Genomic DNA, 24,662 nt, shown 5'->3' with positions numbered 1-24,662 from the left:
CCGCACTGCCAAAGGCAGGGCAGCTCAGCCAGACACATCTTTTCTGCAGCCTTTACAGTGGCTGTAGCTTTGCCATGGTCACCACCAGCCATTTACTGCCGGCATCGTCAAAATTAACCTGCACCCGCGCGCGCGGGCCATTGCCCTCGAACTGTACCACAGTACCCTCGCCAAACTTGGGGTGCTCCACACGCCCCCCCAGGGCCAGTGGCGGCAGGTCGTCGAAGTCCGGCGGCGGATCAGACAAGCGTCCCACTTTGCCGTAATCCGGATTGAACAGTGGCCTGGAAATCTCGGTTTTCAGCCGCACTTCACAAACCAGGTCCGGCGGTATCTCACCGATAAAACGAGACGGGCTATTGTGGTTTTCGCTACCGAACAGGCGCCGGTTTTCGGCGTAGGTGATATAGAGCTTCTGCATGGCGCGGGTGATGCCCACGTAACAGAGGCGCCGCTCCTCTTCCATCCGGCCCGGCTCCTGCGCCGACATCTTGTGTGGAAACAGGTTCTCCTCCACCCCGGCCATAAACACCAGAGGGAACTCCAGCCCCTTGGCGGAGTGCAGGGTCATCAGCTGCACCGCATCCTCAAACTCATCCGCCTGCCCCTCCCCCGCGTCCAGCGCCGCACTGTCCAGAAACTGGTCCAGCAGCGGGCGCTCCTCGCGATTTTCCCCCAGGTCCAGGCCATCGAACGCCCGGCAGGCACTGATCAGTTCCTGCAGGTTTTCCACACGGGTCTGGCCCTTCTCCCCCTTCTCCCTGCGGTGAAAATCCAGCAGGCCGCTGGTTTCGATCACATCCTCAGCGATGGTATCGAGGGATTTGTCTTGCGCATTGGCCGCCAACTGGTTGATCAGATCGAGGAATGCCTGCAGGGCGCCAGCTGCACGGGCCGCCAGCAGGCGCTGCTGCAACATCAGGTTGGCGGCCCGCCAGAGGGAGCAGCCCTGCTCGCGGGCAGAGGCGCGCACCATTTCCACAGTGCGCACACCGATACCCCGGGTAGGTGTGTTTACCACCCGCTCGAAAGCCGTATCGTCGTCGCGATTGGCGATCAGGCGCAGATAGGACAGCGCATTCTTGATTTCCATACGCTCATAGAATCGCTGGCCGCCATAGATGCGGTAGGGCATCTGCTCCCGCAGCAGCGCCTCTTCCAGTACCCGCGACTGGGCATTGGAACGGTAGAGAATGGCGATGCTATCGCGGCGGTGGCCAGCCCCCAGCCAATCGTTGATATGCTCGACGATAAAACGCGCTTCGTCCTGTTCGTTATAGGCGGCGTAAACCGCGATAGGCTCACCCTCCTCCCCCCGGGTCCACAACTCCTTGCCCAGGCGGCCGGCGTTGTGTTCTATAACCGCGTTGGCGGCCTTGAGGATAGTACCGGTGGACCGGTAATTCTGCTCCAGGCGCACCGTCTGCACATCGCGCAGATCCCTGCCAAAGTGCTGGATATTCTCGATCTTGGCACCGCGCCAGCCATAGATGGACTGGTCGTCGTCACCCACGGCGGTGATATGGCACTGGTCCCCGGCCAGCAACCGCAGCCAAGCGTACTGAATGGTGTTGGTATCCTGAAATTCATCCACCAGGATAAACGGAAAGCGGCGCCGGTAGTGGGCCAGTACCGCATCGTTGTTCAGCCACAATTCGTGGGCGCGCAGCAACAACTCACCGAAATCCACCAGCCCCCCGCGCTGACAGGCCTCCTCATAGGCAATGTAGATATCCACCATGGTCCGCAGCCAGGGATCTGCGCCGGGCTGGATATACTGCGGGCGCCGCCCCTCATCCTTCTGCGTACCTATCCACCACTGGGTCTCCCGCGGCGGCCACTTCTTTTCGTCCAGGCCCAGGCCGTCCTGTACCCGTTTGATCAGTCGCAGCTGGTCGTCGGAATCCAGGATCTGGAAATTCTGCGGCAGCTTTGCCTCCTGCCAGTGGGCTTTCAACAAGCGGTGCGCCAGGCCGTGAAAAGTCCCCACCCACATGCCAAAAGTGTTCACCCCCAACAGTTCTTCGATTCGCGCGCGCATTTCCCGCGCCGCTTTATTGGTAAAGGTGACCGCCAGCAAGGAGAAGGGCGAGGCGCCCTCCACCTGCATCAGCCAGGCGATACGGTGCACCAGCACACGGGTTTTGCCGGACCCGGCACCGGCCAGTACCAGCTGATTGCCGGGCGGGGCCGCCACCGCCTCGCGCTGGGCGTCGTTGAGAGGGTCGAGAATCTGAGATACGTCCATGGGCGGCGATTGTAACAGAGCCCGCAGCGGATACCTGTGCAAATAAACAGGTAACTCCCACTGCCGGCTCAATCCTGGAAGCTTCGTCTCCCGCCGCCCGCCCAGGGCCTGGCACCACGGCTCGCCAGCCGGGTTGGCAGCAGCTACACTGCGCCGTCAGGAGTCCAGAAGGAAGTATCGTGAAACCGGCAGAAGTCACGCAGAAAATCAGTGAACAACTGTCCTCCATGCGCAAATCGGAACGCAAGGTGGCGGAGTACATCCTCGCCAACCCCAATGAAATCATCCATATGCGCATCGTGGACCTGGCCACCGAGGCCCAGGTGAGCGAACCCACCGTAGTGCGGTTCTGCCGCGCAGTGGGCTGCTCCGGGTTTCAGGAGTTCAAGCTGAACCTGGCCCAGCAGCTGGCATCCAGCCCCAGTTTCGGCCAGATAGCGGTGACCGAGACCGACACCATCGCTGAGTACAAGCGCAAGGTGTTTGATTCCACCGTCGACACCCTGCTCAATGTGCGTGACACCCTGGACAATCGCGCACTCGAGGCAGCAGTGGCCGCAATCGCAGCCACCAAGCGGGTGGAGTTCTTCGGATTCGGCGCCTCCGGGGCGGTGGCGGCGGATGCCCAGCACAAGTTCTTCCGCCTGCAACTGGCCACAGCGGCCTACTCGGACCACCATATGCAGAATATGTCCGCCATGTCGATGGAACCGGGGGACGTGGTGATCGCGATTTCCCAGAGCGGCCGCACCAGGGCCCTGCTGCACTCCATCGAAATGGTCAAACAACAGGGGGGCACGGTCATCGGTCTGGCACCCAGTGGCTCGCCGGTAGCTGTGCGATCCTCTATTCCCCTGGAAGTGGACGTGGAAGAGGACATAGAAATCTATACCCCTCTGTCATCACGTATCGCCCACCTGGTAGTGATAGACACCCTCGCCATTGGCGTCGCCCAGCGCAAGGGCACCCAGTTGCAGGACCACCTGATGAAGCTGAAGCGGGGCCTGCACACACTGCGCGAGGAAAATTAAACCGCCACCAGCGCCCGGGCACCGGCGGGCTACTTTACTCCGGGCAAAAATCGTGCCACAATACCTGCCATTCACGCCTTGTCGCGAATATCCCTCTGTCCGGCGCGGTTCAGTCCACGTCTGCTCCCGCCTTTATTTCCAGGCCACCGAGTTTTATGTCGCCGCTTGCTGAGAAACATGCACCCCCCTGGCTGGCATCCTACCTGGCGGTGCTGGTGGCACTTACGCCCTTCGCAATAGATACCTATCTGCCGGCGATTCCACTTATGGCCTCGGTTCTCGGCACCGAGGTGGAGCAAGTCCAGCATTCAATCTCCAGTTATCTATTGGGCTTCGCGCTCGGCCAGCTGTTGGGCGGCCCCCTGTCGGATCGCTGGGGGCGCCGCACTGTAGGCACTATCGGGCTGGGTATTTTTTTCCTCAGCACACTGGCGATACTGTTCGTCACCCAGGTAAATCAGCTGGTCGCCCTGCGCCTGGTGCAGGCTGTTGGCGGCGGCTTTGCAACTGTTATCTGTGCCGCCATAGTGCGGGATCTATACAGCGGCCGCGACGCCGCTAAGGTGATCTCCATCATCAGTACCATGATATTGATGGCGCCACTACTGGCACCGGTGATCGGTTCGGTACTGCTCACCTTCAGCGGCTGGCAGAGTATCTTCGTGTTTCTGCTTCTGTATGCCACCGCTATGATCCTGGTGGTGCGACAACTGGTGCCGGAAACCGTCTCCCCCTTTCTCCGAGCCAGGCGGCAGAGGAAACCCAAGGCGGAGCTGGTGCGCAGCTACGGGCGGGTGCTGAGCAACCGGCGGGCACTGGGTTTTCTCGGCGCCCAGGCGTTTGTCAGCAGCTCCATGTTTATCTACGTAACCACCGCCCCTTTCGTGTTTATGGAGTATTTTGGGGTGTCCGCGGGTCACTTCCCGCTGTTCTTTGGCAGCTGTGTTGCGGCACTGATTGTGATGGTGCAGATCAATATCCGTCTGCTGAAGTTCTTTGCCCCGCGGCGGATACTGTTGGCGGGTATCTTCCTGCAACTGCTGGGCTGTGGCCTGTTGCTGCTGGGAACCCTGACCGGCGCCAGAGAGATAGCTCTGTGGATGGTTCCACTGGTGCTGGTGGTGGCCTGTATCGGCATAACCGCGCCCAATGCGGCCGCCTGCTATCTGGAATTCTTCCCCAAGATCAGCGGCAGTGCCAACGCCCTCTATGGCGCCAGCCTGTTTATCGCCGGCGGGCTGTTGGGTGGGGTCGCCAACCGGTTACATACGGGTACCCTGGTACCCATTGCCGCCACTATGTTCGCCTGCGCCGCGACGGCACTGGGGCTGGCCCTGTTTGTCGCCCGGGCGCGTGAACCCATAGTAGTGGTGGACCCCAAAAAAGGCGCACCCGTGGCGGCTCACTCCGACTGACCGGGAAGCAGTCCCTCCGCACGGAGCGCCTCCATGACCGCCGGGCGCTGCCCTACCCGCTCCTGCAGGGCGCGCAACCGCGGCCAACCCTCAGTATCTATGTGCAGCCGGTCGAGCCAGTTGGTCACCGTAAATAAATAGGCGTCCGCAGCGGTAAAGTTTCCATCCAGCAGATACTCGCCGGACAACTGGCTTTCGATATAGGTGAATCGCTCGTTCAGCCTTTCCAGTGCGGTGCGTTTTTCCTCCTCAGAACCATTCCAGAACAGTGGCAGGAAGGACTTGTGGACTTCTGTGGAGAGGTAGTTCAACCAGGCCTGCAGTTCGTAGCGCGCCCGGCTCCCGGCGGGCGGGGCCAGGCCGCTGTCGGGCTTCAGGTCGGCGAGAAACTGCATGACGGCGGGCCCCTCGGTCAGCACCTCGCCGTCGTCGAAGCGCAGCGCCGGCACATAGCCTTTCGGGTTGACTTCAAGAAAGCTGCCCCCCTCCTCTGTTTGCTTGCTGCGCAGGTCCACCCTGCACAGATCGAGGTCTATTCCCGCTTCACAGGCAACGATATGGGGCGCCAGGGAACACGCGCCAGGGGCATAGTAGAGTTTCATCGGCGTTATCCTCTAAACGAATCAGTAACCTTCACTGGTGACGGTCGAGGCATTGACCCTTTGGCGGGAGCCCGCAGGTGCGCCGACCGGTTCGCGATGACATCAGCCGCGCCGGTGGGGCGCCGAGTAATCCAGTTCCGGGCCTTTGGGTACGATGCGCGTTGGGTTAATGGTGGCATGGCTGGCGTAATAGTGGGTCTTGATATGGTGGAAATCCACCGTTTCGGCAATACCCGGCCACTGGTAGAGTTCGCGCACATAGCCCCACAGATTCGGGTAGTCGGCCAGGCGCTGCTTGTTGCATTTAAAGTGGCCATGGTAGACAGGGTCGAAACGGACCAGGGTGGTGAACAGCCGCCAGTCCGCCTCGGTGACACTGTCTCCGCACAGGTAGCGGTTATCCGCCAACCGGCGCTCCAACTGTTCCAGCGTACTGAACAGCCACCCATAGGCCTCGTCGTAGGCCTGTTGTGTGGTGGCGAAACCGGTCCGGTAAACACCGTTGTTGACATTGTCGTAGACGACCCCATTGGTCGCTTCTATTTCACCGCGCAAATCCTGCGGATAATAGTCATCCCCATTGCCGGTCAGCCCGTTGAAGGCCTCGTTGAACATGCGGATGATTTCCGAGGACTCATTGCTGACGATGCACTGGCCCTGCTTGTCCCACAGTACCGGCACAGTTACCCGACCGCTGTAGTCGGCCCGATTGCGGGTGTAGATCTGATACAGATAAGCGGACCCGAACAGCTGGTCCCCGCTACTGCCCTCCTCTTCCGCAAAGGTCCAGCCATGTTCCAGCATGTAAGGACTCACCACCGAGACACCGACCAGATCCTCCAGGCCCTTGAGCTGGCGAAAGATCAGTGTGCGATGCGCCCAGGGACAGGCCAGTGACACATACAGGTGGTAGCGGTCCCGCTCGGCGGCAAAACCGCCTCTGCCGCTGGGTCCGGCACTGCCATCGGCGGTGATCCAGTTGCGCAGCTGCGCCGCTTCGCGCACGAATTCCCCCCCGCTAGTGCCGGTGTCATACCAGCGGTCCTGCCATTCACCATTGACCAGTAAGCCCATCTCCACCTCCAGTTATGTTGAGACAATGACCCAGGGACACAAAATTGACCGGCGCACAGAGGCCGCGGACTCTGCATCCGCGCAAGTCCGCGATAGGGTGTGTCGGTAGTTTTTTACTTGTCGCGGCTGAACAGCTGGTCCAGGCTGTAGCCCCCGGCACCGGAGCAGGCCAGTATCAAAAATCCACCGGCGATAGCGAGATTCTTCATAAAGGCGATCATCTGCATCTGGTCGTCCGGCACATAGTGAAACAGCGCCGCGCTCAGCAGACAGAAGGCGGCCAGCAGCAGGGATACCCAGCGGGTGAAAAAGCCGCACAGAATCGCCAGCCCCCCGCCCAGTTCCACCAGGATCACCAGCGGCAGCAGTATGCCCGGCACACCCGCGGATTCCATGTAGGCCTGGGTGCCGGCATAGCCGCCGATCTTGGCCCAGCCCGACAAAATAAAAATCAGGGAAATCAGCACCCGGCCGATCAATTTAGAGACATCGCACAAAACGGGGTTATTCATCGCTTGGTCCTCGCACAGAAAAAACAGCCAGTTAGTGAATGCCAGCCCAGGGCGGGCAGTTTAGTTTTGCTCAGTGAGAAAAAAACTGCATTTTTTCGCAAATACCTTTCGATTTTCGCCGACGGATTACGCCATGCTGCCCAACCCCCGGCGCAGTGTGTCGATGAGAAAGCCGGCTGCGGGCCCGATTTTGTCACTGTCCGCAAAGACGAGATACACAGTGACATCGCGCCCCCAGGACTCCTCGGTGGGCAGCGGCAGCAGGAGATCCGCAGACAGTGAGTCGCGAATGCGGGTCTCCGGCAGCCAGGCGAAGCCCAGGCCGCGCTCGATCAGTTCGACTGAGGTTTGCACGTTGGTGACAGTGATACGCTGGTCGGAACCCAGCCAGCCGGCGTCCTGACGATTCCTGCTGGCGGAGTCCCGCAGCACTATCTGCCGGCTGGACTTCAAATCCTTGCGCGTCACCGGCCGACCCAGGTGATGCAGGGGGTGGTCCGGGTGCGCCACCGGCAGAAAGCGTACCTTTGTCACCGGTTCCCCCACAAAGCCCTGGGGTATCCACGCCGACAAAATAAAATCGGCCTGCTGCTGCAACAGCAATTCCTCCGCTCCCGACAGCACCGTCTCGCGCAATTCCAGGCGCGTATGGGGGAAACGGGAAGCGAATTGCTCCACGGCATCAAACAAACAGTCGTAGTCGAAGATCACGTCCACCGCCAGCGTCAACAGCGCCTCTTCACCACTGGCCAGGCTGCTGGCAACGGCCTCCAGGGATTCTGCCTCGCTCAGCAGACCGCCGGCGCGCGCCAGCAGGATGCGCCCCGCATCGGTGAGTTCCGCCTTGCGGCCGCGGACTTCCAACAGCGCTATCCCCAGGCTTTGCTGCAGCTTGTGCACGGCGTGATTGATGGAAGACTGGCTCTTGTGTACCGCCTCTGCGGCCTGGGAAAAACCCCCGTACTGCACCACCGACTGAAACATTCGCCACTGCTCCAGCGTCACTTTCGCCATTTCGCACCCCTCTCGCCCGCATCCGTAACCCGGTGCGTATCGACCTCAACACGCAACTACCGTGTCAGGACATTATATAGCGCGATTGATCAAATAAATCGAACATAAGCTCGCTTTTTTTGCAGTTTTTTATCTATTTGATCGGCCTATACTGGGTCAGTAATCGTTCTCAGAGGTATCTATGCAGACTAAAGAACAGGGCCACGAAGTGCGTCCGCTGGTGCGCAGTCTGGCCAGCCGGGCTTCGGCGGATGGCGCCGGGGTGAAGATCCAGCGGGTGGACGGCTTTCAGGACCCGGCGTTCAGCCCCTTCCTGATGCTCGACGAGATCCGTTCGGAACAGGCGGACGACTATATCGCCGGCTTTCCGCCGCACCCTCACCGCGGCATTGAAACCCTCACCTATTTACTCAAGGGTGAATTTGAGCACCGGGACCATCTGGGCAATCGGGGCAAGGTGTCGGCGGGGGGAGCCCAGTGGATGCGCGCCGGGCGCGGAATTATTCACTCCGAGATGCCCTCAGTGGCAGAGGGCGGCATGCACGGCTTCCAGCTTTGGATCAATATGGCCGCCGCTCACAAGATGGATAACCCAAAGTGGCGCGACATCCAGGCCGAGGAGATTCCTCAACTGCCACTAGACCAACAGGGTTCCCTGGCCCGCCTGATTGCGGGCCACTGGACCATTGGGGGAAGGACCCACAGCGGGGCTCTGCAGGAGTCGGCAGCGGTTGCCGACTTTCGCCTGAGCCCCGGCGCTTCGATCCGCCTGCCGTTGCCGTTCGAACACAATGTCATGGTGTTTGTATATCTGGGTGAGCTGGAAACCGAGCGCGGCACCGTCAAAGACAGCAATATGCTCTTGTATGGAGAGGGCCAGGCACTACAATTGCGTGCCGGTGACAAGGGGGCGGGGCTGCTGGTGCTGCACGGCCGACCGCTGCGGGAGCCAGTGGTGCACTATGGCCCCTTCGTGATGAACAGCCGCGAGGAAATCGAGCAGGCTCTGCGCGACTACCACGACGGCACCCTCACCGACTGACCGCCCGCCGGCCCGCCCATACGCGGCCCGGCCCGCATGCCGTCCAAACCCGATCAGCGCGAGGTACACCTACGGGATGGAAGTCTATTACACCTTTTGTTTTCTCGCGGCTATCTCGGTCTTTCTTGGATTTCTCAACCAGTACGTACTGCGGGCGCAGAGTACCATCGCCATCACCGCCGGCGCCCTGGCGCTGTCGCTGCTGGTGACCGGAATGGGCAAGCTGGGCCTGGTTGAATTGCACACCTGGGCCGACCAGTTGCTGCCACTGATGAACCTGAAGGACCTGCTGCTCAAGGGTATGCTGGGCTTTCTGCTGTTTGCGGGCAGCCTGCATATCGACCTGCACATGCTGCGCAACCAGCGTTTGGAGATCAGTTTGCTGGTCATAGCGGGCACACTGATTTCCACTCTGGTGGTAGGGGCGCTGCTGTACCTGTTCCTTCAATGGGTCGGCCTGCCGGTGGGCCTGGTGTACTGCCTGCTGTTTGGCGCCCTGATTTCACCCACTGACCCCATTGCGGTACTGGCCATTCTGAAAAACCTGAAGGCACCTGAGCAGATAGCGATTCAGGTGGAGGGGGAGTCGCTGTTCAACGACGGCTTCGGCCTGGTGATTTTCACCGTCATCTACGCACTGGCCTTCGGGGGTGAAGAGCCCACGGTGTCGGCCGTGGCACAGTTGTTCGCCGTAGAGGCCGTGGGCGGCGTAGTCATGGGGCTGTTTATCGGCACCCTGTTCCACTTACTGATTTGCGCCACCGATGATCACAGCCTCGAGCTGCTGTTGACGCTGGTCATTCCCACAGCGGGTTTTTCGTTGGCCAACCTGCTGGGGGTGTCCGGCGCCCTGGCGATGGTGGTGAGTGGCATCATCATCGGCAACTTCACCCGCGAGCGGGGCTTTTCCCGGGTGAGCCAGCGCGAGCTGGACAACTTCTGGAGCATCACCGAGGACTTTCTCAACGGCTTGTTGTTTTTACTGGTGGGGCTCTTTCTCATCACGATCAATCTCAACCCCTTCGATTACATATTGATCCTGGTGGCGATCGTGATCGTTCTCCTGGGTCGGACCGCCGCCGTCAGTATCCCCTTCACTCTGCTCAAGTGCCGCCGTAAGTATCACCCCTACAGTGAACGCATCCTTATCTGGGGCGGCCTGCGCGGCGGCCTGGCGCTGGCTCTGGCGCTCGCTATTCCCGAGGGTTATGCGTATATCGAAGGCCAGGATGTGCGCCACCTGTGGGTGGTGATGACCTACGGCGTGGTACTCTTCTCCATCGTTGTACAGGGCTCCACCATTGCTCCTCTTATTCGCCGCAGCAGCGCCATCGTCGAACCGGAACAGAGTGCTGAAGGGGCAAAACAAACAAAAACGCAGCCATAATTCCAAAACCCATCGGCAGACAGCATGGAACACAGCGGATTTCTGATAGAGGCGGTGATCTATCTCTCAGCGGCGGTCATAGCGGTGCCCCTGGCCACCCGGCTGGGTCTGGGTTCGGTACTGGGTTATCTGCTGGCGGGAGTGGTCATAGGGCCCTTTGGGCTGAGCCTGGTGGGCGACACCAGCGAGGAAATGCATATCGCCGAATTCGGCGTGGCTCTGATGCTGTTTTTGATCGGTCTCGAACTGCAGCCGCGCAAACTGTGGCAGATGCGCGGCGCCATTCTCGGTACCGGTAGTGCGCAGTTGCTGGCCACTGCGGCGGTCATCGCCGCACTGGCAATACTTCTGTTCGGACAGGACTGGCGCAGTGCTACCGCCGTAGGCATGATCCTGGCGTTATCTTCAACCGCTATTGTCCTGCAGTCACTCAGTGAAAAGAAACTGCTGCGCACCGAGGGTGGCCGTGGCGCCTTTGCGGTGTTGCTCTTTCAGGATATAGCGGTCATCCCCATTTTGGCCCTGCTGCCCCTGCTGGCCGTCAGCGGTGTCGCCACCGACCACCACGGCCTCTCCGGCTGGCGCTATGCGATGGCGCTGGTGGGTATCATGGCGGCATTTGCGCTGGGTGGCCGTTACTTACTGGGTCCGGTACTGCGCCTGATCGCCGGCAGTCAGTTGCGGGAGATGTTCACGGCTATCTCACTGCTGATCGTGGTGGGCTCCGCTGCCGCCATGAGCTGGCTCGATCTGTCGCCGGCGCTCGGCACCTTTCTCGCCGGCGTCACTCTGGCGGAGAGCGAATTCCGCCACGAACTGGAAGCGGACATAGAGCCGTTCAAAGGCCTTTTGCTGGGCCTGTTTTTTATCGCAGTCGGCGCCAACGTGAACTTTCTTCTGATGGCGGCCTATCCAATGCTGCTGTTGGTGTTGGTGGTGATGCTGGTGGCGGTAAAGTTTGCCGTACTCTACTCGCTGGCACGGGTGACGGGGATGACCCGGGGCGAGGACTGGCTGTTTGCCCTGGCGCTGGCCCAGGCGGGGGAGTTCGGCTTTGTACTGGTGTCCTTCGCGGCCCAGAACAATGTCATAGACAGCACCAGTGGCAATCTGCTGATCGCGGTTATCGCTCTGTCCATGGCCATCACCCCCATTTTGCTGCTGATCTACGAGCAGGCTATCCAGCCCCGCCACCAAAGACCCGACGGTGACAAAGAGCCCGGAGATGAAACACCGCCGCAGGGGGATTCGCCGGTAATTATTATCGGCTACGGCCGCTTTGGGCAGATCGCCGGCCGCCTGCTGAATGCCTGTGGGTTCAACACTACCCTGCTGGAGCGCAATGCCTCCCAGCTGGACCTGGTGCGCCGCTACGGGATCAAAGCCTACTATGGCGACGCCTCACGCAGCGATCTGCTGCGGGCCGCCGGGGCCAAAAATGCCAGGCTGGTCATCCTTACCCTGAGCGATCAGGCGGCATCACTGGAGATTGTCGCGCAATTGCGCCGGCACTTTCCCCATCTGACCATCCTGGCCCGGGCCCGCAACCGCATGCACCAATATGCGCTGATGGAGGCCGGGGTCCAATACATCTTCCGCGAAACCGTGGACTCCGCCATCGCTATCGGCGAGAAGGCACTGGAACTCCTGGGCCTGAGCAAGTGGCAGGCGCGTCGGGCAGCGCGCAAGTTCAAGCAACACGACCAGCAAATGCTGGAGTCCCTGTTCCCCTATTGGCGCGATGAATCGCGCCTCCCGGCACGCACGCGGGTCTATCGGGAGCAGCTTTTGCAGGCGCTGCGCGAGGACCGTCGCGACAAGGATCTGCACCTGGATCACTACTGGGATCAGTCGCCACCCCCCGACAAGGATGCAGAGCCGGGAACCTGATCCGGTTTCTTAACTCCGCCGGCGCAGAAATAATTGGCATAGCCTCAACCTTTAGTGCCGGCGAAGCCTTCGATATACCCGGCAAAATGCCGTACGCTTCCTAGCGGGTTGTTGAAAAAGGCATCCTGCCTTTTTCAACACACGAAAAGCGAAAAATGTGATTTTCACTTTTCTCCCAAAATCAACGACTTAGGCGTCGCCGATTTTGCCGGAACATCCATATTCCGGTAGCAGGCATCGAAATTCTTCGAATTTCAACAGCCTGCTAGCTGTACCCTAAAAGTTGCAGGCGTTAGCGGTTTGCCCGCGTTCCGGATAGTGACATCCCCATTGTCCGGGTTTTCTGTCAATGCCAAAATCCAGGTGCCCGATAAATTGACCAGAAAAAGGAAAGAATAATGAACCAGGAATTGGTTTTTTATACCAACCCCCAGTCCCGCGGTTCTATCGCGCACTGGATGCTGGAGGAAGTGGGCGCGTCCTACAAGACTGAAGTGTTGGCCTACGACACAGAGATGAAATCCCCCGGGTATCTGGCTATCAACCCGATGGGTAAGGTGCCGGCGATAGTCCACAATGGCAATGTGATCACCGAGACAGCGGCCATCTGCGCCTACCTGGCGGATGTATTTCCCGAAGCCGGGCTGCTGCCGCAAACTGTGGAGGAAAAAGCGAATTACTACCGCTGGCTTTTCTTTGCCGCCGGGCCGCTGGAGTCGGCGTTGACCAACCGGAAGGTATTCGACGGAGAGCCGGCGGTAGAAAAGCAAAGGATGCTGGGTTATGGCACCTGTGCGCATGCCCTGGACACTCTGTCACTGGCGGTGAAAGCCAACCCCTATATTGCCGGTGACCGGTTTACCGCAGCCGATGTCTATTTAGGCTCCCATATCGGTTGGGGTATGCAGTTCGGCACAATGGAAAAGCGCGACGAGTTTGTGGAGTATTTTGCGCGGCTGGAGGAACGTCCAGCGCTGAAACGGGCGATGCAACTGGACGCTGACCTGGTGAAGGAAACCAGCGAGGCCTGATTTCGTTTTTGCCCCATAAAAAAGGCCGGCAACTTTTTATTGCCGGCCTTTTTTATCAGCTTGGTATGCAACCCAACCCCCCTGTTCGGGACAGCGGGCTGTTAGTGCACCCAGTGGTGGCGCTCCATTTTTTCCTGAATCGCCTCCGCGGTGGGCGCCGGCATGGCGCTGATAGGCAACCGCTCGTGAAAGAACGCCAGCCGTTCGCCAGCATCCACTTCGTTCATGGTTTCCGCCTCGAACACGCGGCCGTTGATCACCGTATAACTAATGTTTTCTGACAGCCGCAGGTTGTCCAGCGGATTGCCATCCACCACGATCAAATCCGCCAGTTTGCCCTTTTCGATACTGCCGATATCGTCGTCCATACCCAGATAGCGGGCGCCGTCGATGGTACCGGCGCGGAAGGCCTCCCAGGGGGTAAAGCCGCCCTGCTCCATCATCCACATTTCCCAGTGGGCACCCAGGCCCTCGCGCTGCCCGTGGGCACCGATATGGACGGTAACGCCCTCATCGCGCAACTGCTTGGCCTGGCGGGCCACGTTGAAGTGGTTGTAGTGGCCGTCCGGCGCCGTGGGGCGGCGGATGGAGCGCGGATTGACGATAAAATCCGGGGTAAAGCGGGTCAGGCGCTGGTTTTTCCACACCTCGGTGCGGTCATACCAGTACTCCTCTCCCCAGAGCCCGCCATAGGCCACCACAAAGGTCGGCGTATAGCCCACCCGGGTCTGGCCCCACAACTGCTCCACGTCGCTATAGACATGGGCGATGGGCAGGGAGTGCTCTATGCCCGTGTGTCCGTCCACCACCATATTCATATTGTGCTGGTACTTACCACCACCCTCAGGCACTACCATGATGCCGGCCTCGCGGGCCGCCTGCAGCACCTGCTGGCGCTGGTCGCGGCGGGGCTGGTTGTAGCTCTTCACCGAGATAGCACCCATCTCCTTGAGACGGTTCACGTGGAACTGGGCATCTTCCAGCGAGTTGATCTTGGCTTTGTAGCCGGGGCCCTTGGCGCCATAGAGAATGGTGCCGGTGGAGAAGATGCGCGGCCCGGTAATCAGGCCCGCCTTCTGCATCTCCGCGGCGGAGAAGATCTCACTGCTGTCATTGGAGGGGTCGTGGATGGTGGTTACCCCAAAGGCCAGGCTGGAAAAGAGGTTCCAGTTCTGCTGCGGGATAATCTCCTCGCGTCCCTGGGCGCCGTGGGCGTGGGCATCGATTAGTCCCGGCAGTACGGTTTTGCCGGTGGCGTCGATACGTTTCGCCTCCGCGGGAACTTCCACTTCAGCCGCGGGGCCCACCGCGACAATACGGTTACCGCGGAACAGCACAACTCCGTTTTCGATAATTTCGCGGGTGTTTTCCGCATCGCGCATGGTGACAACAGTACCGCCGGTGAGGGCGACCAGCTCGGCGCGGTTGTCGAACGGCTGCACAAAGCCCAGGTCGATGCCCTCGGACACTGGTTCCGGCAGCTCCTCCGGGGCACCGGCCACAAAGCCGAAGGCATCCTTCAACTGGCGCTCAAACAGCTTGGGGCCGTGGGCCCAGCCCAGGGTGCCACTGTCGGCGGACCAGTGCAGGTTTTCACCGGCGCGCTTGGACACCCTGGTGACTTTAACGGCCTTGCTGTCTGGACCTATCACCTCGGACTTGCCGGTGTGCATAAAGGGGGCCACAAAGGCTTTGAAGTCCTGGGTAAAGGCCACCCACTTGCCGTCGGGTGAGAGGCGGAATGAGGTAATCTCGGCACCGTGCAGATGCTCGCGCTCGTCCTTGCCCTCCAGGTTGGTGCTCTTCAACACACGCTTGCCACCGTTGGCGCGCACATATTCAGAGAAATAAATGCGCTCGTCACTGGCACCGAAGTGGGGCTCGTAACCCGACTGGACCACCCTGCGCTGCCAGTCGCCATCCGCATCTGCCAGGTAGATTCCCGGCTCCAGGGAGTACTCCGGGCTGAGCAGATAACCACCGGTAAAACGGCGGTACACCACCGTATCTCCGCTGGGGGAGAAAGTCGGTTCCACATACAGTCCCGGCTGGCCGGTGACATTCCCGCCGCGGCCATTGCGGGCCGAAACCACCCGTACATGGCCGAGTTTTTCGTCGTCCCAGGTCACATAGGTGATCTCGCGGCCGTCGCGGGACCAGCTGGGGTAGAACTCGAAGTGATCATTCTGGCGGGTGAGCCGGCGGCGCTCACCGCTGTCGATATCCTGGATGTAGATCCTGCCCAGGGCCTGAAACGCCACCTGTTTGCCGTCAGGGGATTTCTGCGCCCAACGGATCATCTTCACATCGAAGGTTTCCGAGGCCACTTCCACTGGGAAGCGCACCGCGTCGGCCACCTGCTTCTCCACTTTCACATGGGCTGCAATGGGCTCTACGGAGTCGCCGTCCGCGGCGATACGCAGGAATTTGCCACCGGTCCAGACAACCAGGGATTCTCCGTCCGGCATCCAGTCGTACTGCACATAGTTGCCGTGGGAGCCGAAGATTTCCTGCAGATCCCGCTCCAGGCCCGCGTAAACCGGGGTCTCCAGGCCAGTGTTGAGGTCCTTCAGGAAGAGCGCCGTTTGATTGTTCTGGCGGCGGATAAAGGCCAGCTTGCTGCCGTCCGGGGACGGCACCGGCGCCACTGCGCCGCCGGGACCGGCAACGAAGGTCTCCTCTTCGCCCTTCTGCAGGTCATAGCGGTTGATGGCGAAGATTTGCTGGGTGGAATTCTTATTGTACTCCCACACAGTGCCGGGAGTGGTGTCGATGGCGTAGTAGACGTAACGCCCGTCCGGGGAAAAAGCCGGGTCAGCGATATTCTTCTGCGCGACTTCGCCACCGATACGCTCTTTTAACTGGCGCCCTTCACCGCCGCCGAAGTGATACATCCAGATTTCACCGGCGGGAATGCTGCGCCCGGACATAAAGCCTTTGCGCGCCACCAAATACTGGCCGTCGGGGCTCCAGTTGGGCGAGTGCAGCAGGTTTTCCTTTTCCGTGGTCAACTGGCGCAGATTCTCGCCATTTCGATCCATCAACCAGATATTGTCGGCGCCGTCCCGGTCGCTGATAAAAACGATGTTATCGCCGTCGGGGCTGAAGCGCGGCTGCATATTCCAGGCGATTTCATTGGTCAGAGCCACGGCCTCGCCACCTACCACCGGCATTGTGTAGATATCGCCGAGCATATCGAACAGGATGGTCTTCCCGTCCGGGCTGATATCCAGGTTGCTCCAGGTGACCTCGCGGGTGTCCAGTTGGATGGGGTTGAATGGATAGGACGGCTTGTTCACTTCCCAGGTCTCGCCCTTTTGTTCCTCCCGTTTTTCAGTCTCCTCTGCGGCCCCCAGCGGCAGGCTGAGCACCAGTGCCGCCAGCCCCAGCAGTGTGTGGCCAAATCGGCTCTGCTTGATAGTCGTCATCAATGGTTTCCTTGTGCCGCGTTTTACGCGCCAACAGTTGTTAGTGTTTCTGTGCAACAGTGGATTTGCGCCGGTTAAACTAACGGGATTGGTGAGTACTGGCAATCCGCTTGCGTCGAACCGCCGGCTGCCGTGATGAACCGGGAGGCCGCTTGAGTTCACGGAAGTGAATCGCCACAATGCGCGCACCCAATCCTCCTCAACCCGAGTTTCAGGCTGAATATGACCATCGATGTAGTGATTCTCGCCGCCGGTAAAGGCTCCCGTATGCGCTCCGACCTGCCCAAGGTGCTCCACCCTATCGGGGGTGTTCCCATGCTGGCACGGGTCATAGGGACGGCCCGGCAACTGGGGGAAGTGGACATCACGGTAGTGATTGGACACGGCGCCGAGCAGGTGCGGGAGGGCTTTTCTGACAGCGGTGTGCGGTTTGTGGAACAGGCCCAGCAGTTGGGCACCGGCCACGCCGTGGCCCAGGCGATCCCCCACTTCCGCAGCGGCGCCACGGTTCTGGTGCTCTACGGCGACGTGCCACTGGTGAAGTCGGGCACCCTGCAGTCCCTGTTGTCGGCGGCGGACAGGGGACCCGCGCTGCTGTCGGTGGAAATGGCCAACCCGGCCGGTTACGGGCGCATAGTGCGCGATGACGCCGGGCGGGTGCTGGCGATCGTGGAAGAGAAGGACGCGGACGCGGATACCCTGGCCATCCGCGAGGTGAACACCGGTATCCTGGCGGCCCCGGCGGAGCTGCTGTCCCGCTGGCTGCCGGAGCTGTCCTGTGACAATGCCCAGGGTGAGTACTACCTGACCGACATTATCGCCCGCTCCGTCAGCGAGGAAATCCCCGTGACCGGCGTGCGCGCCAGCGACGCCCTGGAGGTGGCCGGCGTCAACAGCCGCGCCCAGCAGGCGCAAATGGAGCGGGCCCTGCAGCAGGCCAGTGCCGTGGCGCTCATGAATGCCGGCGTCACCCTGCTGGACCCGGCGCGAATTGATATCCGCGGTGATCTCCAGTGTGGTACCGATGTATCCATCGATATCAACTGCGTCTTCGAGGGTTCCGTCACCCTGGGCAAGGGGGTACAGATAGGCCCTAACTGTCTGCTGAGGAACTGCCGCCTGGGGGACGCTACCCGCGTAGAGGCCAACACCATCATCGAGGATGCCCATGTGGGGGAGGCCTGCACCCTGGGGCCCTTCGCCCGTTTGCGCCCCGGCACCCAACTGGCAGCCGGCGCCAAGGTGGGCAACTTTGTGGAGATCAAAAAAGCCCGAGTGGGTGCCGGCAGCAAGATCAATCACCTCTCCTATGTGGGCGATGCGGTGATCGGCGAGGCGGTGAACGTCGGTGCCGGCACCATCACCTGCAATTACGACGGCGTGAACAAGTCCCTCACCGAAATCGGTGACGGCGCCTTTATCGGTTCCAATACCGCGCTGGTGGCACCCGTTAAAGTGGGAGATGGCGCCACGGTGGGCGCCGGCTCCACCATCACCCGCGAAGTGGGCAGCGAGGAGCTGGCGGTGGCGCGCGGCCGCCAGCGCAATGTCTCCGGCTGGCAGAGGCCCGTCAAAAAGACCTGATCCCGGCCATAGGGACGGCGGCGGATCTAACGCCGCCCCTCCGCCGCTGCCCCAGCGCGCCGCGAAAACCGTCGCAAAGAAAAAAATCCGGCAGCTAAACCCTCTTTCCGCAACCGTTCACCCGCCACCCTTCCAGTACACTGTCGCATCGGAAAACAAGGAGTGGTCCGATGCACAAACCAAAAATGCAACTGGTTGCCTCGTTCGATATCGCCCGGCTGCAATATCTGGATGCGCGCGGCCAGGCCACCCAGCCACTGCCGGGCTTCGCCACCCCCGACACACTGCAGGCACTGTACCGGCAGATGGCGCTGGCGCGGCTGGTGGATGACCGGGCGGTAAAGCTGCAGCGGACCGGCCAGCTGGGCACCTACCCCTCCACCCTGGGCCAGGAGGCAATCGGGGTTGGCGTCGGGGGCGCGCTGCGCACAGAGGATGTCTATTGCCCCTACTACCGCGAAACCGGGGCACTGCTGGAAAGGGGGGTGGAGATAGAGGAAATCCTCGCTATCTGGGGCGGGGACGAGCGGGGACAGGGTTTTCGCCACGCGCCGCGCGACCTGCCGCTCTGCGTGCCCATCGCCACCCAACTGCTCCACGCCGCCGGCATCGCCTTCGCCCTGAAATATCGACATCAAAGACTGGACGAACCCGCGCGGGTAGCCGTGTCCTGCGCCGGTGAAGGCGCCACCTCCAAAGGCGATTTTTACGAAGCCCTCAATCTGCTCGGGGTCTGGCAGCTACCCGCCGTCTTCGTGATCAACAACAACCAGTGGGCCATCTCGGTGCCCCGCCACCGCCAGACCGCCACCCCCACCATCGCCCAGAAGGCTGTGGCAGCGGGTGTCTCCGCACTCCAGGTGGACGGCAACGACGTGATCGCCGTGCGCTCGGCGGTGGCCGACGCGGTGGCGCGGGCGAGGGGTGGCGAGGGGCCCACCCTGATCGAAGCCACCAGTTACCGGCTGTGTGACCACACCACCGCCGACGACGCGCGGCGCTACCGGCCGGAACAGGAGCTGCACGAAGCGGAACAGAGTGAGCCGCTGGTCCGGCTGGGCACCTACCTGCGCGGCACCGGCGACTGGAGCGATGAGCTGGAGGGCGAGCTGCAGCGTGAACTGGCGGAGGTCTGCGAGCGGGCACTGCGCAACTATGCCGAACGGCCCCGGGAAAGCGCCACCGCCATGTTCGACCACCTGTACGCGGAGCTCCCCGAAGCCCTGATAGAGCAGTATGAAGAGCTGCGTAACGAGGAGGTAGCCCCATGACAGCAATCACCCTGGTGGAGGGGGTCACCCAGGCGCTCGCCCACGAGCTCCGCAGAGATCCCCGGGTAGTGGTTTTCGGTCAGGATGTGGGCGCCAATGGTGGGGTGTTTCGCGCTACAGAAGGGCTGCAAAAGACCTTCGGCGAAGAGCGGGTCAGGGACACGCCGCTGGCGGAAACCATGATCGCGGGCATCGCCGTGGGCATGGCCGTACAGGGGTTGCGGCCGGTGGCGGAATTTCAGTTTATGGGTTTTATCTATCCGGGCCTGGATCATATCCTCAGCCACGCCACCCGGCTCCGCAACCGCACCCGCGGGCGCCTCTCCTGCCCGGTGGTCTATCGCGCACCCTATGGGGGTGGTATCCACGCCCCGGAGCACCATTCGGAGAGTACCGAGGCGATTTTCGCCCATGTGCCCGGCCTGCGGGTCGTGGTGCCCTCCTCCCCCGCGCGGGCCTACGGCCTGCTGCTGGCGTCGATTCGCGACCCGGACCCGGTGCTGTTTCTGGAGCCCAAGCGCATCTACCGGGCCGCGCGGCAGGAGGTCCCGGACAGCGGCGAACCCCTGCCCCTGGACCGGGCCTTCGTGCTGCGCGAGGGCAGTGACATCACCCTGATCGCCTGGGGCGCGGCGCTGCGGGAGACACTCGAAGTGGCCGAGGAACTGGCCGGCGAGGGCGTGAAGGCGGAGGTGATCGACCCCGCCACCCTAAAACCCCTGGATATCCATACCATTATCGACTCGCTGGAAAAGACCGGGCGCTGCGTGGTGGTGCACGAAGCCGCCCGCTTTGGCGGCCTGGGTGCGGAAATCGCCGCGCAGATCGGCGAGTACGCCTTCGACCTGCTCAAGGCACCGGTGCAGCGGGTCACCGGATACGACACGGTGATGCCCTATTACCAGCTGGAGAATCAGTATCTCCCCGACCAATCGCGGATCCTGCGGGGGGTTCGCGCGGCACTGGAGTACCCAAGATGAAAATATTCACCCTCCCGGACCTGGGCGAGGGACTGCCCGACGCGGTAATTCGCGAGTGGCACGTCGACCAGGGGGACCAGATAGCCGCCCACCAGACACTGGTGAGCGTCGAGACCGCCAAGGCGCTGGTGGAAGTACCCTCTCCCTGGGGCGGAATCGTAGAAAAGCTGTTCGCCGCCGCCGGGGAAACTGTCGACGTGGGCCGACCCCTGGTGGGATTTGCCCAGGCCGCACAGCAAACTCCCGTTGAGGACTCCGATTCCGGAACCGTGGTGGGTCGAATCCAGCAGAGCCGCGAACTACTGGGTGCCGAGCCGGTACCCATCCGCGCAACCCGGCACAGGGCCACACCCGCGGTGCGCGCACTGGCGCGGCGCTTGGGGGTCTCCCTGGACGCGCTCAACCCCTCGGCCGCACGCCTGACCGCCGCCGAGGTGCGGGCCGCTGCACCGCAAGGGGCATCGGCAGCGGACTCAGCCACAGCGCCGACAGCCGGTGGCTCCGCCGCGAACACCTCGCCGGCCCGCCGCGCCATGGCCCTCGCCATGAGCCGCAGTCGCGACCAGGTGGCACAGATGACCTTGTGTGACGAGGTCGATATCTCCGGCTGGTGGCGCCGGGAAAACGCCACACTGCAACTGATCCGGGCGATACAGGCAGCTGTGGAGGCAGAGCCTAGCTTGAATGCCACCTACGAGGCAGGCGAGCTGCTTGTCAAAGACGCGCTCAATATCGGCCTGGCGGTGGACGCGCCGAAAGGGCTCTATGTGCCGGTGCTGCGGGATGTGGCGGCGCAGTCTGACGAGGCGCTGCTGGAGGGCATCGAGAACTACAAGGCCCAGGCGCAATCCGGCAGCATCAGGCAGGAGGATCTGCGCGATGCCAGCCTGCTGCTATCCAACTTTGGCAGCCTCGCCGGCCGCTTTGCCACCCCCGTGGTGATGCCGCCCACCGTCGCCATTGTCGCCGCCGGCCGCGCCTACCAGTCGGTGATGGCTGTCGGGGAACAGGCCGCGGTGCGGCCGGTCCTGCCCCTGTCCGTCAGCGCCGACCACCGCGCCATCACCGGTGGCGAGCTGGCGCGTTTCCTCAAGGCACTGGTTGATGCCCTGGGGCCCGGCACCGAACAGGGAAGCCCGGGTCGTAAATCGAGCGGGTAACCGCTCGGTTTGTCACAGTGGCTTCGGGGGCCTGTGTCGCAGGCCCAGGAAAGCCAACGAAGATCTTTTCAACAACCTGCTATAGGAGTGACGCCGGACTGGTCATTGAAGTTTCAGTTTGCTATTCTAAAGTTTCGAAATGAAACTTAAATTGCAACTGCCAGTTCCCATGTCCAAGCGCAATACCGCCCAACGCCGCCACCAAATTCTCGCCATGTTGCAGGAAACCGGCGAAGTCAGTGTGGAGCAGTGTGCGCGCAAGTTCGGCATTTCAGAAGTTACGATCCGCAAGGATCTTACCGCCATGGAGCACCACGGCCTGCTGTTGCGCCGCCACGGCGGGGCCATACCCCTGCCCAGGGAACTGGTGACCGAGGAGGCCCCCTCGGAAATCAAGCGCGCCATCGGCCGGGCCGCCGCCGCCCTGATACCCGATCATCACCGTATCGCCATCGATTATGGGCGCACCACCGCGGCCATGATCCCGGAACTCAACCACAAGCGGGGACTGGTAGTGATGACCAACTCACTGCATGTGGCCAATGCCCTGCGAGAACTGGAACAGGAACCCACGCTGCTGATGACCGGTGGCACCTGGGATCCCCACTTCGAGGCATTTCAGGGTGGTGTGGCGGAACAGGTACTGCGCGGCTATGACTTTGACCGGGCTTTTATCGGCGCCGACGGCATAGACCTGGAGCGGGGCACCTGCACATTCAACGAACAGATGGGCCTGTCCCGGGTCATGGCTGAAGTGGCCCGCGAAGTGGTGGTGCTGGCGGAGTCCAGCAAGGTGGGCCGGCGCATCCCCAATCTGGAGCTGCCCTGGAGCCGGGTGGATATCCTGGTGACCGATGACGGCATCCAGCCAGAGGCCCGGGCGCAGATTGAAAAGCTCGGCATCCGGGTAGTCTGCGCCGAAGCGAATACTCACTCACACTAAAACACAAACCCCCGGAAGCCATACCGGGCGAGATGACAAAAGAGGTCTGCTATGTGCGGAATTGTCGGAGCGCTGGCGCAGCGCAATGTGACTGGAATCCTACTGGAGGGGCTGCACCGCCTCGAATACCGGGGCTACGACTCCGCCGGTGTGTGTCTGCGGGACGACAGCGGCCAGCTGCAGCTGCGCAAGAGCCAGGGCAAGGTGGCGGATTTGGAAGCCAAGTTGCAAACGGCCCCCGCCGAGGGCCGCCAGGGTATCGCCCATACCCGCTGGGCCACTCACGGTACACCCTCCGATGAAAACGCCCATCCCCATATATCCGGGCATATCGCCCTGGTGCACAACGGCATTATCGAAAACCATCAGCAGTTGCGCGCCGACCTTCGGGGCCGGGGCTACCAATTTGACTCCGACACCGACACCGAAGTGATCGTCCACCTGATCCACTCCCTCACCAGCGAGGGCCACAGCCTGGTGGATGCCCTCGGCAGGGCCACAGGGATACTGGAGGGAACCTATGCCCTGGCCGTAGTCAGCCGCGAGGAACCGGAAGTACTGGCCTGTGCCCGCTCCGGCAGCCCCCTGGTGGTTGGGGTTGGTATAGAGGAAAACTTTATCGCCTCCGACCCCATGGCGCTGCGCCAGGTGACCGACCGCTTTATCTTCCTCGAAGAGGGCGATGTTGCGGAGGTGTGCCGCAGCGGTATCGCCGTGCGCAATGCCCGGGGGGAAGAGGTAAGTCGCCCGGTGCACAAGCTGGATGGGGGTCACGACGCGGCCGACAAAGGCGCTTACCGGCACTTTATGCAGAAGGAAATTTTCGAGCAGCCACAAGTGGTACAGGCCACCCTGGCGGGGCGCATTGGCGACCACAGTGTGCTGCCGCAAGCGCTCGGCACCCGCGCACAGGAGATACTGGCGGAAGTGCGACAGGTACAGATTGTTGCCTGTGGCACCAGCTACCATGCGGGAATGGTGGCCCGCTACTGGCTGGAGGACTGGGCCGGGATTCCCTGCTCCGTCGAAGTGGCCAGTGAGATCCGCTACCGCAATACTGCCGTGCAACCCGGAACCCTGTTCGTAACCATTTCCCAGTCCGGCGAAACTGCGGACACACTGGCCGCCCTGCGCCAGGCCGGTACCCTGGGCTACCTGGCCACCCTCGCCATCTGCAATGTCCCCAACAGCTCCCTGGTGCGGGAGTCCGAACTGTCCCTGATGACCGAGGCGGGCCCCGAAATCGGTGTCGCCTCCACCAAGGCCTTCACCACTCAGTTAGTCGCGCTGCAGTTGTTCTGTATCGCCCTGGCCAAAATCAACGGCCTCTCCAGCGAGCGGGAAGCCGAACTGGTGGGCGCCCTGCGCCAGCTGCCCCACTTGATGGAGGAATTTACCCGTCTGGACAAAACCGTGCAGCACACCAGCGAAGCCTTTGCGGAAAAGAACCACGCACTCTTTCTCGGCCGGGGTGTCGAATTCCCCATCGCCCTGGAAGGCGCGCTGAAACTCAAGGAAATCTCCTATATCCACGCCGAAGCCTATCCTGCCGGGGAACTGAAACACGGCCCACTGGCGCTGGTGGATGCGGATATGCCGGTGATTGTCGTGGCACCAAATAATGACCTGCTGGAAAAACTCAAATCCAACTTGCAGGAAGTGCGCGCCCGGGGTGGTCAGCTGTTCGTATTCGCCAGTCCCAATGCCGGCTTTGCCAGTGAGCCAGGAGTCACTGTGATCGAGGTACCGGATGCGCCCGCAAGCCTGGCACCCATTTTGTATACAGTCCCCCTGCAACTGCTGAGCTACCATGTGGCACTACTGAAGGGAACCGATGTGGACCAGCCCAGGAATCTGGCCAAGTCCGTTACCGTGGAATAAATCCTACGCAGTTACAATAGAGCCTAGCTAGGGCCTGTTAACACTAATTTTGATAAAATCTGCGTTTATGGAAATCACAAAATCGCAATTCAAAATTATCGAACACCTGCTGCCTTTACAGCGAGGTAACGTCAAAATACCGAATATACAGGTCATAAACGCTGTTTTG

Annotated in this window: 18 protein-coding genes; 12 read left to right on the top strand and 6 right to left on the bottom strand. The window is 61.4% G+C overall.

The window, feature by feature from the left end:
• Positions 1-52: 52 nt before the first annotated feature.
• Positions 53-2,248 (bottom strand): DNA helicase II, encoded by a 2,196-nt coding sequence (gene uvrD, locus AB1S50_RS08215; RefSeq protein ID WP_367150082.1) that lies wholly within the window; start codon positions 2,246-2,248, stop codon positions 53-55.
• A gap of 179 nt (positions 2,249-2,427) precedes the next feature.
• Between uvrD and hexR the strand changes: the two genes are divergently transcribed.
• Together hexR and AB1S50_RS08205 are read left to right on the top strand one after the other, a co-directional pair.
• Positions 2,428-3,279, top strand: a complete 852-nt coding sequence (hexR, locus tag AB1S50_RS08210; protein WP_367150081.1) for a transcriptional regulator HexR — start codon at positions 2,428-2,430, stop codon at positions 3,277-3,279.
• 155 nt (positions 3,280-3,434) lie between these two features.
• Positions 3,435-4,694 (top strand): multidrug effflux MFS transporter, encoded by a 1,260-nt coding sequence (locus tag AB1S50_RS08205; RefSeq protein WP_367150080.1) that lies wholly within the window; start codon positions 3,435-3,437, stop codon positions 4,692-4,694.
• Here the strand turns inward: AB1S50_RS08205 and gstA are convergent.
• From gstA to AB1S50_RS08185, 4 genes are all read right to left on the bottom strand, one after another.
• Entirely contained in the window at positions 4,682-5,296 is a 615-nt protein-coding gene (gstA, locus tag AB1S50_RS08200) for a glutathione transferase GstA (protein WP_367150078.1), read from the bottom strand. The two genes, AB1S50_RS08205 and gstA, sit on opposite strands and share 13 nt — an antisense overlap.
• A 102-nt stretch (positions 5,297-5,398) precedes the next feature.
• Positions 5,399-6,370: a glutathione S-transferase family protein gene (locus AB1S50_RS08195; RefSeq protein WP_367150077.1), complete on the bottom strand. Its 972-nt coding sequence runs from the start codon at positions 6,368-6,370 to the stop codon at positions 5,399-5,401.
• 113 nt (positions 6,371-6,483) lie between these two features.
• Positions 6,484-6,882 (bottom strand): DoxX family protein, encoded by a 399-nt coding sequence (locus tag AB1S50_RS08190; RefSeq protein ID WP_367150076.1) that lies wholly within the window; start codon positions 6,880-6,882, stop codon positions 6,484-6,486.
• 126 nt (positions 6,883-7,008) lie between these two features.
• Positions 7,009-7,896 (bottom strand): LysR family transcriptional regulator, encoded by an 888-nt coding sequence (locus AB1S50_RS08185; protein ID WP_367150075.1) that lies wholly within the window; start codon positions 7,894-7,896, stop codon positions 7,009-7,011.
• Between the two features lie 181 nt (positions 7,897-8,077).
• Here AB1S50_RS08185 and AB1S50_RS08180 point away from each other — a divergent pair, with 181 nt between their 5' ends.
• From AB1S50_RS08180 to AB1S50_RS08165, 4 genes are all read left to right on the top strand, one after another.
• A complete protein-coding gene (locus tag AB1S50_RS08180) occupies positions 8,078-8,938 on the top strand; it encodes a pirin family protein (protein WP_367150074.1) in 861 nt (286 codons plus the stop codon).
• A 76-nt stretch (positions 8,939-9,014) separates the two neighbouring features.
• Positions 9,015-10,325, top strand: a complete 1,311-nt coding sequence (locus tag AB1S50_RS08175; RefSeq protein ID WP_367150073.1) for a cation:proton antiporter — start codon at positions 9,015-9,017, stop codon at positions 10,323-10,325.
• Between the two features lie 24 nt (positions 10,326-10,349).
• Positions 10,350-12,215, top strand: coding sequence for a monovalent cation:proton antiporter-2 (CPA2) family protein (locus AB1S50_RS08170; protein ID WP_367150072.1), 1,866 nt, complete (start codon positions 10,350-10,352; stop codon positions 12,213-12,215).
• A gap of 398 nt (positions 12,216-12,613) precedes the next feature.
• A complete protein-coding gene (locus tag AB1S50_RS08165) occupies positions 12,614-13,246 on the top strand; it encodes a glutathione S-transferase family protein (protein WP_367150071.1) in 633 nt (210 codons plus the stop codon).
• A gap of 101 nt (positions 13,247-13,347) precedes the next feature.
• Here AB1S50_RS08165 and AB1S50_RS08160 read toward each other — a convergent pair whose 3' ends face one another.
• On the bottom strand, positions 13,348-16,674 hold the full coding sequence (locus tag AB1S50_RS08160; RefSeq protein ID WP_367150070.1) for an amidohydrolase family protein: 3,327 nt from the start codon (positions 16,672-16,674) through the stop codon (positions 13,348-13,350).
• A 222-nt stretch (positions 16,675-16,896) separates the two neighbouring features.
• Between AB1S50_RS08160 and glmU the strand changes: the two genes are divergently transcribed.
• From glmU to glmS, 6 genes are all read left to right on the top strand, one after another.
• Entirely contained in the window at positions 16,897-18,258 is a 1,362-nt protein-coding gene (glmU, locus tag AB1S50_RS08155; protein WP_367150068.1) for a bifunctional UDP-N-acetylglucosamine diphosphorylase/glucosamine-1-phosphate N-acetyltransferase GlmU, read from the top strand.
• Positions 18,259-18,428: 170 nt separating this feature from the next.
• Positions 18,429-19,529 carry a pyruvate dehydrogenase (acetyl-transferring) E1 component subunit alpha gene (gene pdhA / locus AB1S50_RS08150; protein ID WP_367150066.1) on the top strand — a complete coding sequence of 367 codons (1,101 nt, stop codon included), beginning with the start codon at positions 18,429-18,431 and terminating at the stop codon, positions 19,527-19,529.
• Entirely contained in the window at positions 19,526-20,509 is a 984-nt protein-coding gene (locus AB1S50_RS08145; protein ID WP_367150064.1) for an alpha-ketoacid dehydrogenase subunit beta, read from the top strand. Before pdhA ends, AB1S50_RS08145 begins: the two co-directional genes overlap by 4 nt.
• Positions 20,506-21,669: a dihydrolipoamide acetyltransferase family protein gene (locus AB1S50_RS08140; RefSeq protein WP_367150063.1), complete on the top strand. Its 1,164-nt coding sequence runs from the start codon at positions 20,506-20,508 to the stop codon at positions 21,667-21,669. The genes AB1S50_RS08145 and AB1S50_RS08140 overlap by 4 nt, the downstream gene beginning before the upstream one ends.
• A gap of 169 nt (positions 21,670-21,838) precedes the next feature.
• Entirely contained in the window at positions 21,839-22,612 is a 774-nt protein-coding gene (locus AB1S50_RS08135) for a DeoR/GlpR family DNA-binding transcription regulator (protein ID WP_367150147.1), read from the top strand.
• 51 nt (positions 22,613-22,663) lie between these two features.
• Positions 22,664-24,493 (top strand): glutamine--fructose-6-phosphate transaminase (isomerizing), encoded by a 1,830-nt coding sequence (gene glmS, locus AB1S50_RS08130; RefSeq protein ID WP_367150062.1) that lies wholly within the window; start codon positions 22,664-22,666, stop codon positions 24,491-24,493.
• The last annotated feature ends 169 nt before the right edge of the window (positions 24,494-24,662 follow it).

This window comes from Microbulbifer discodermiae, from assembly GCF_040742695.1.
Lineage (GTDB): Bacteria > Pseudomonadota > Gammaproteobacteria > Pseudomonadales > Cellvibrionaceae > Microbulbifer.
This window is presented reverse-complemented; position numbering and strand designations above follow the sequence as displayed.

Coding starts and splice junctions, on each gene's coding strand:
- uvrD (WP_367150082.1), bottom strand. CDS start 2,248: ATGGACGTATCTCAGATTCTCGACCCTCTCAACGACGCCCAGCGCGAG.
- AB1S50_RS08205 (WP_367150080.1), top strand. CDS start 3,435: ATGTCGCCGCTTGCTGAGAAACATGCACCCCCCTGGCTGGCATCCTAC.
- gstA (WP_367150078.1), bottom strand. CDS start 5,296: ATGAAACTCTACTATGCCCCTGGCGCGTGTTCCCTGGCGCCCCATATC.
- AB1S50_RS08195 (WP_367150077.1), bottom strand. CDS start 6,370: ATGGGCTTACTGGTCAATGGTGAATGGCAGGACCGCTGGTATGACACC.
- AB1S50_RS08190 (WP_367150076.1), bottom strand. CDS start 6,882: ATGAATAACCCCGTTTTGTGCGATGTCTCTAAATTGATCGGCCGGGTG.
- AB1S50_RS08185 (WP_367150075.1), bottom strand. CDS start 7,896: ATGGCGAAAGTGACGCTGGAGCAGTGGCGAATGTTTCAGTCGGTGGTG.
- AB1S50_RS08180 (WP_367150074.1), top strand. CDS start 8,078: ATGCAGACTAAAGAACAGGGCCACGAAGTGCGTCCGCTGGTGCGCAGT.
- AB1S50_RS08175 (WP_367150073.1), top strand. CDS start 9,015: ATGGAAGTCTATTACACCTTTTGTTTTCTCGCGGCTATCTCGGTCTTT.
- AB1S50_RS08170 (WP_367150072.1), top strand. CDS start 10,350: ATGGAACACAGCGGATTTCTGATAGAGGCGGTGATCTATCTCTCAGCG.
- AB1S50_RS08165 (WP_367150071.1), top strand. CDS start 12,614: ATGAACCAGGAATTGGTTTTTTATACCAACCCCCAGTCCCGCGGTTCT.
- AB1S50_RS08160 (WP_367150070.1), bottom strand. CDS start 16,674: ATGACGACTATCAAGCAGAGCCGATTTGGCCACACACTGCTGGGGCTG.
- glmU (WP_367150068.1), top strand. CDS start 16,897: ATGACCATCGATGTAGTGATTCTCGCCGCCGGTAAAGGCTCCCGTATG.
- pdhA (WP_367150066.1), top strand. CDS start 18,429: ATGCACAAACCAAAAATGCAACTGGTTGCCTCGTTCGATATCGCCCGG.
- AB1S50_RS08145 (WP_367150064.1), top strand. CDS start 19,526: ATGACAGCAATCACCCTGGTGGAGGGGGTCACCCAGGCGCTCGCCCAC.
- AB1S50_RS08140 (WP_367150063.1), top strand. CDS start 20,506: ATGAAAATATTCACCCTCCCGGACCTGGGCGAGGGACTGCCCGACGCG.
- AB1S50_RS08135 (WP_367150147.1), top strand. CDS start 21,839: ATGTCCAAGCGCAATACCGCCCAACGCCGCCACCAAATTCTCGCCATG.
- glmS (WP_367150062.1), top strand. CDS start 22,664: ATGTGCGGAATTGTCGGAGCGCTGGCGCAGCGCAATGTGACTGGAATC.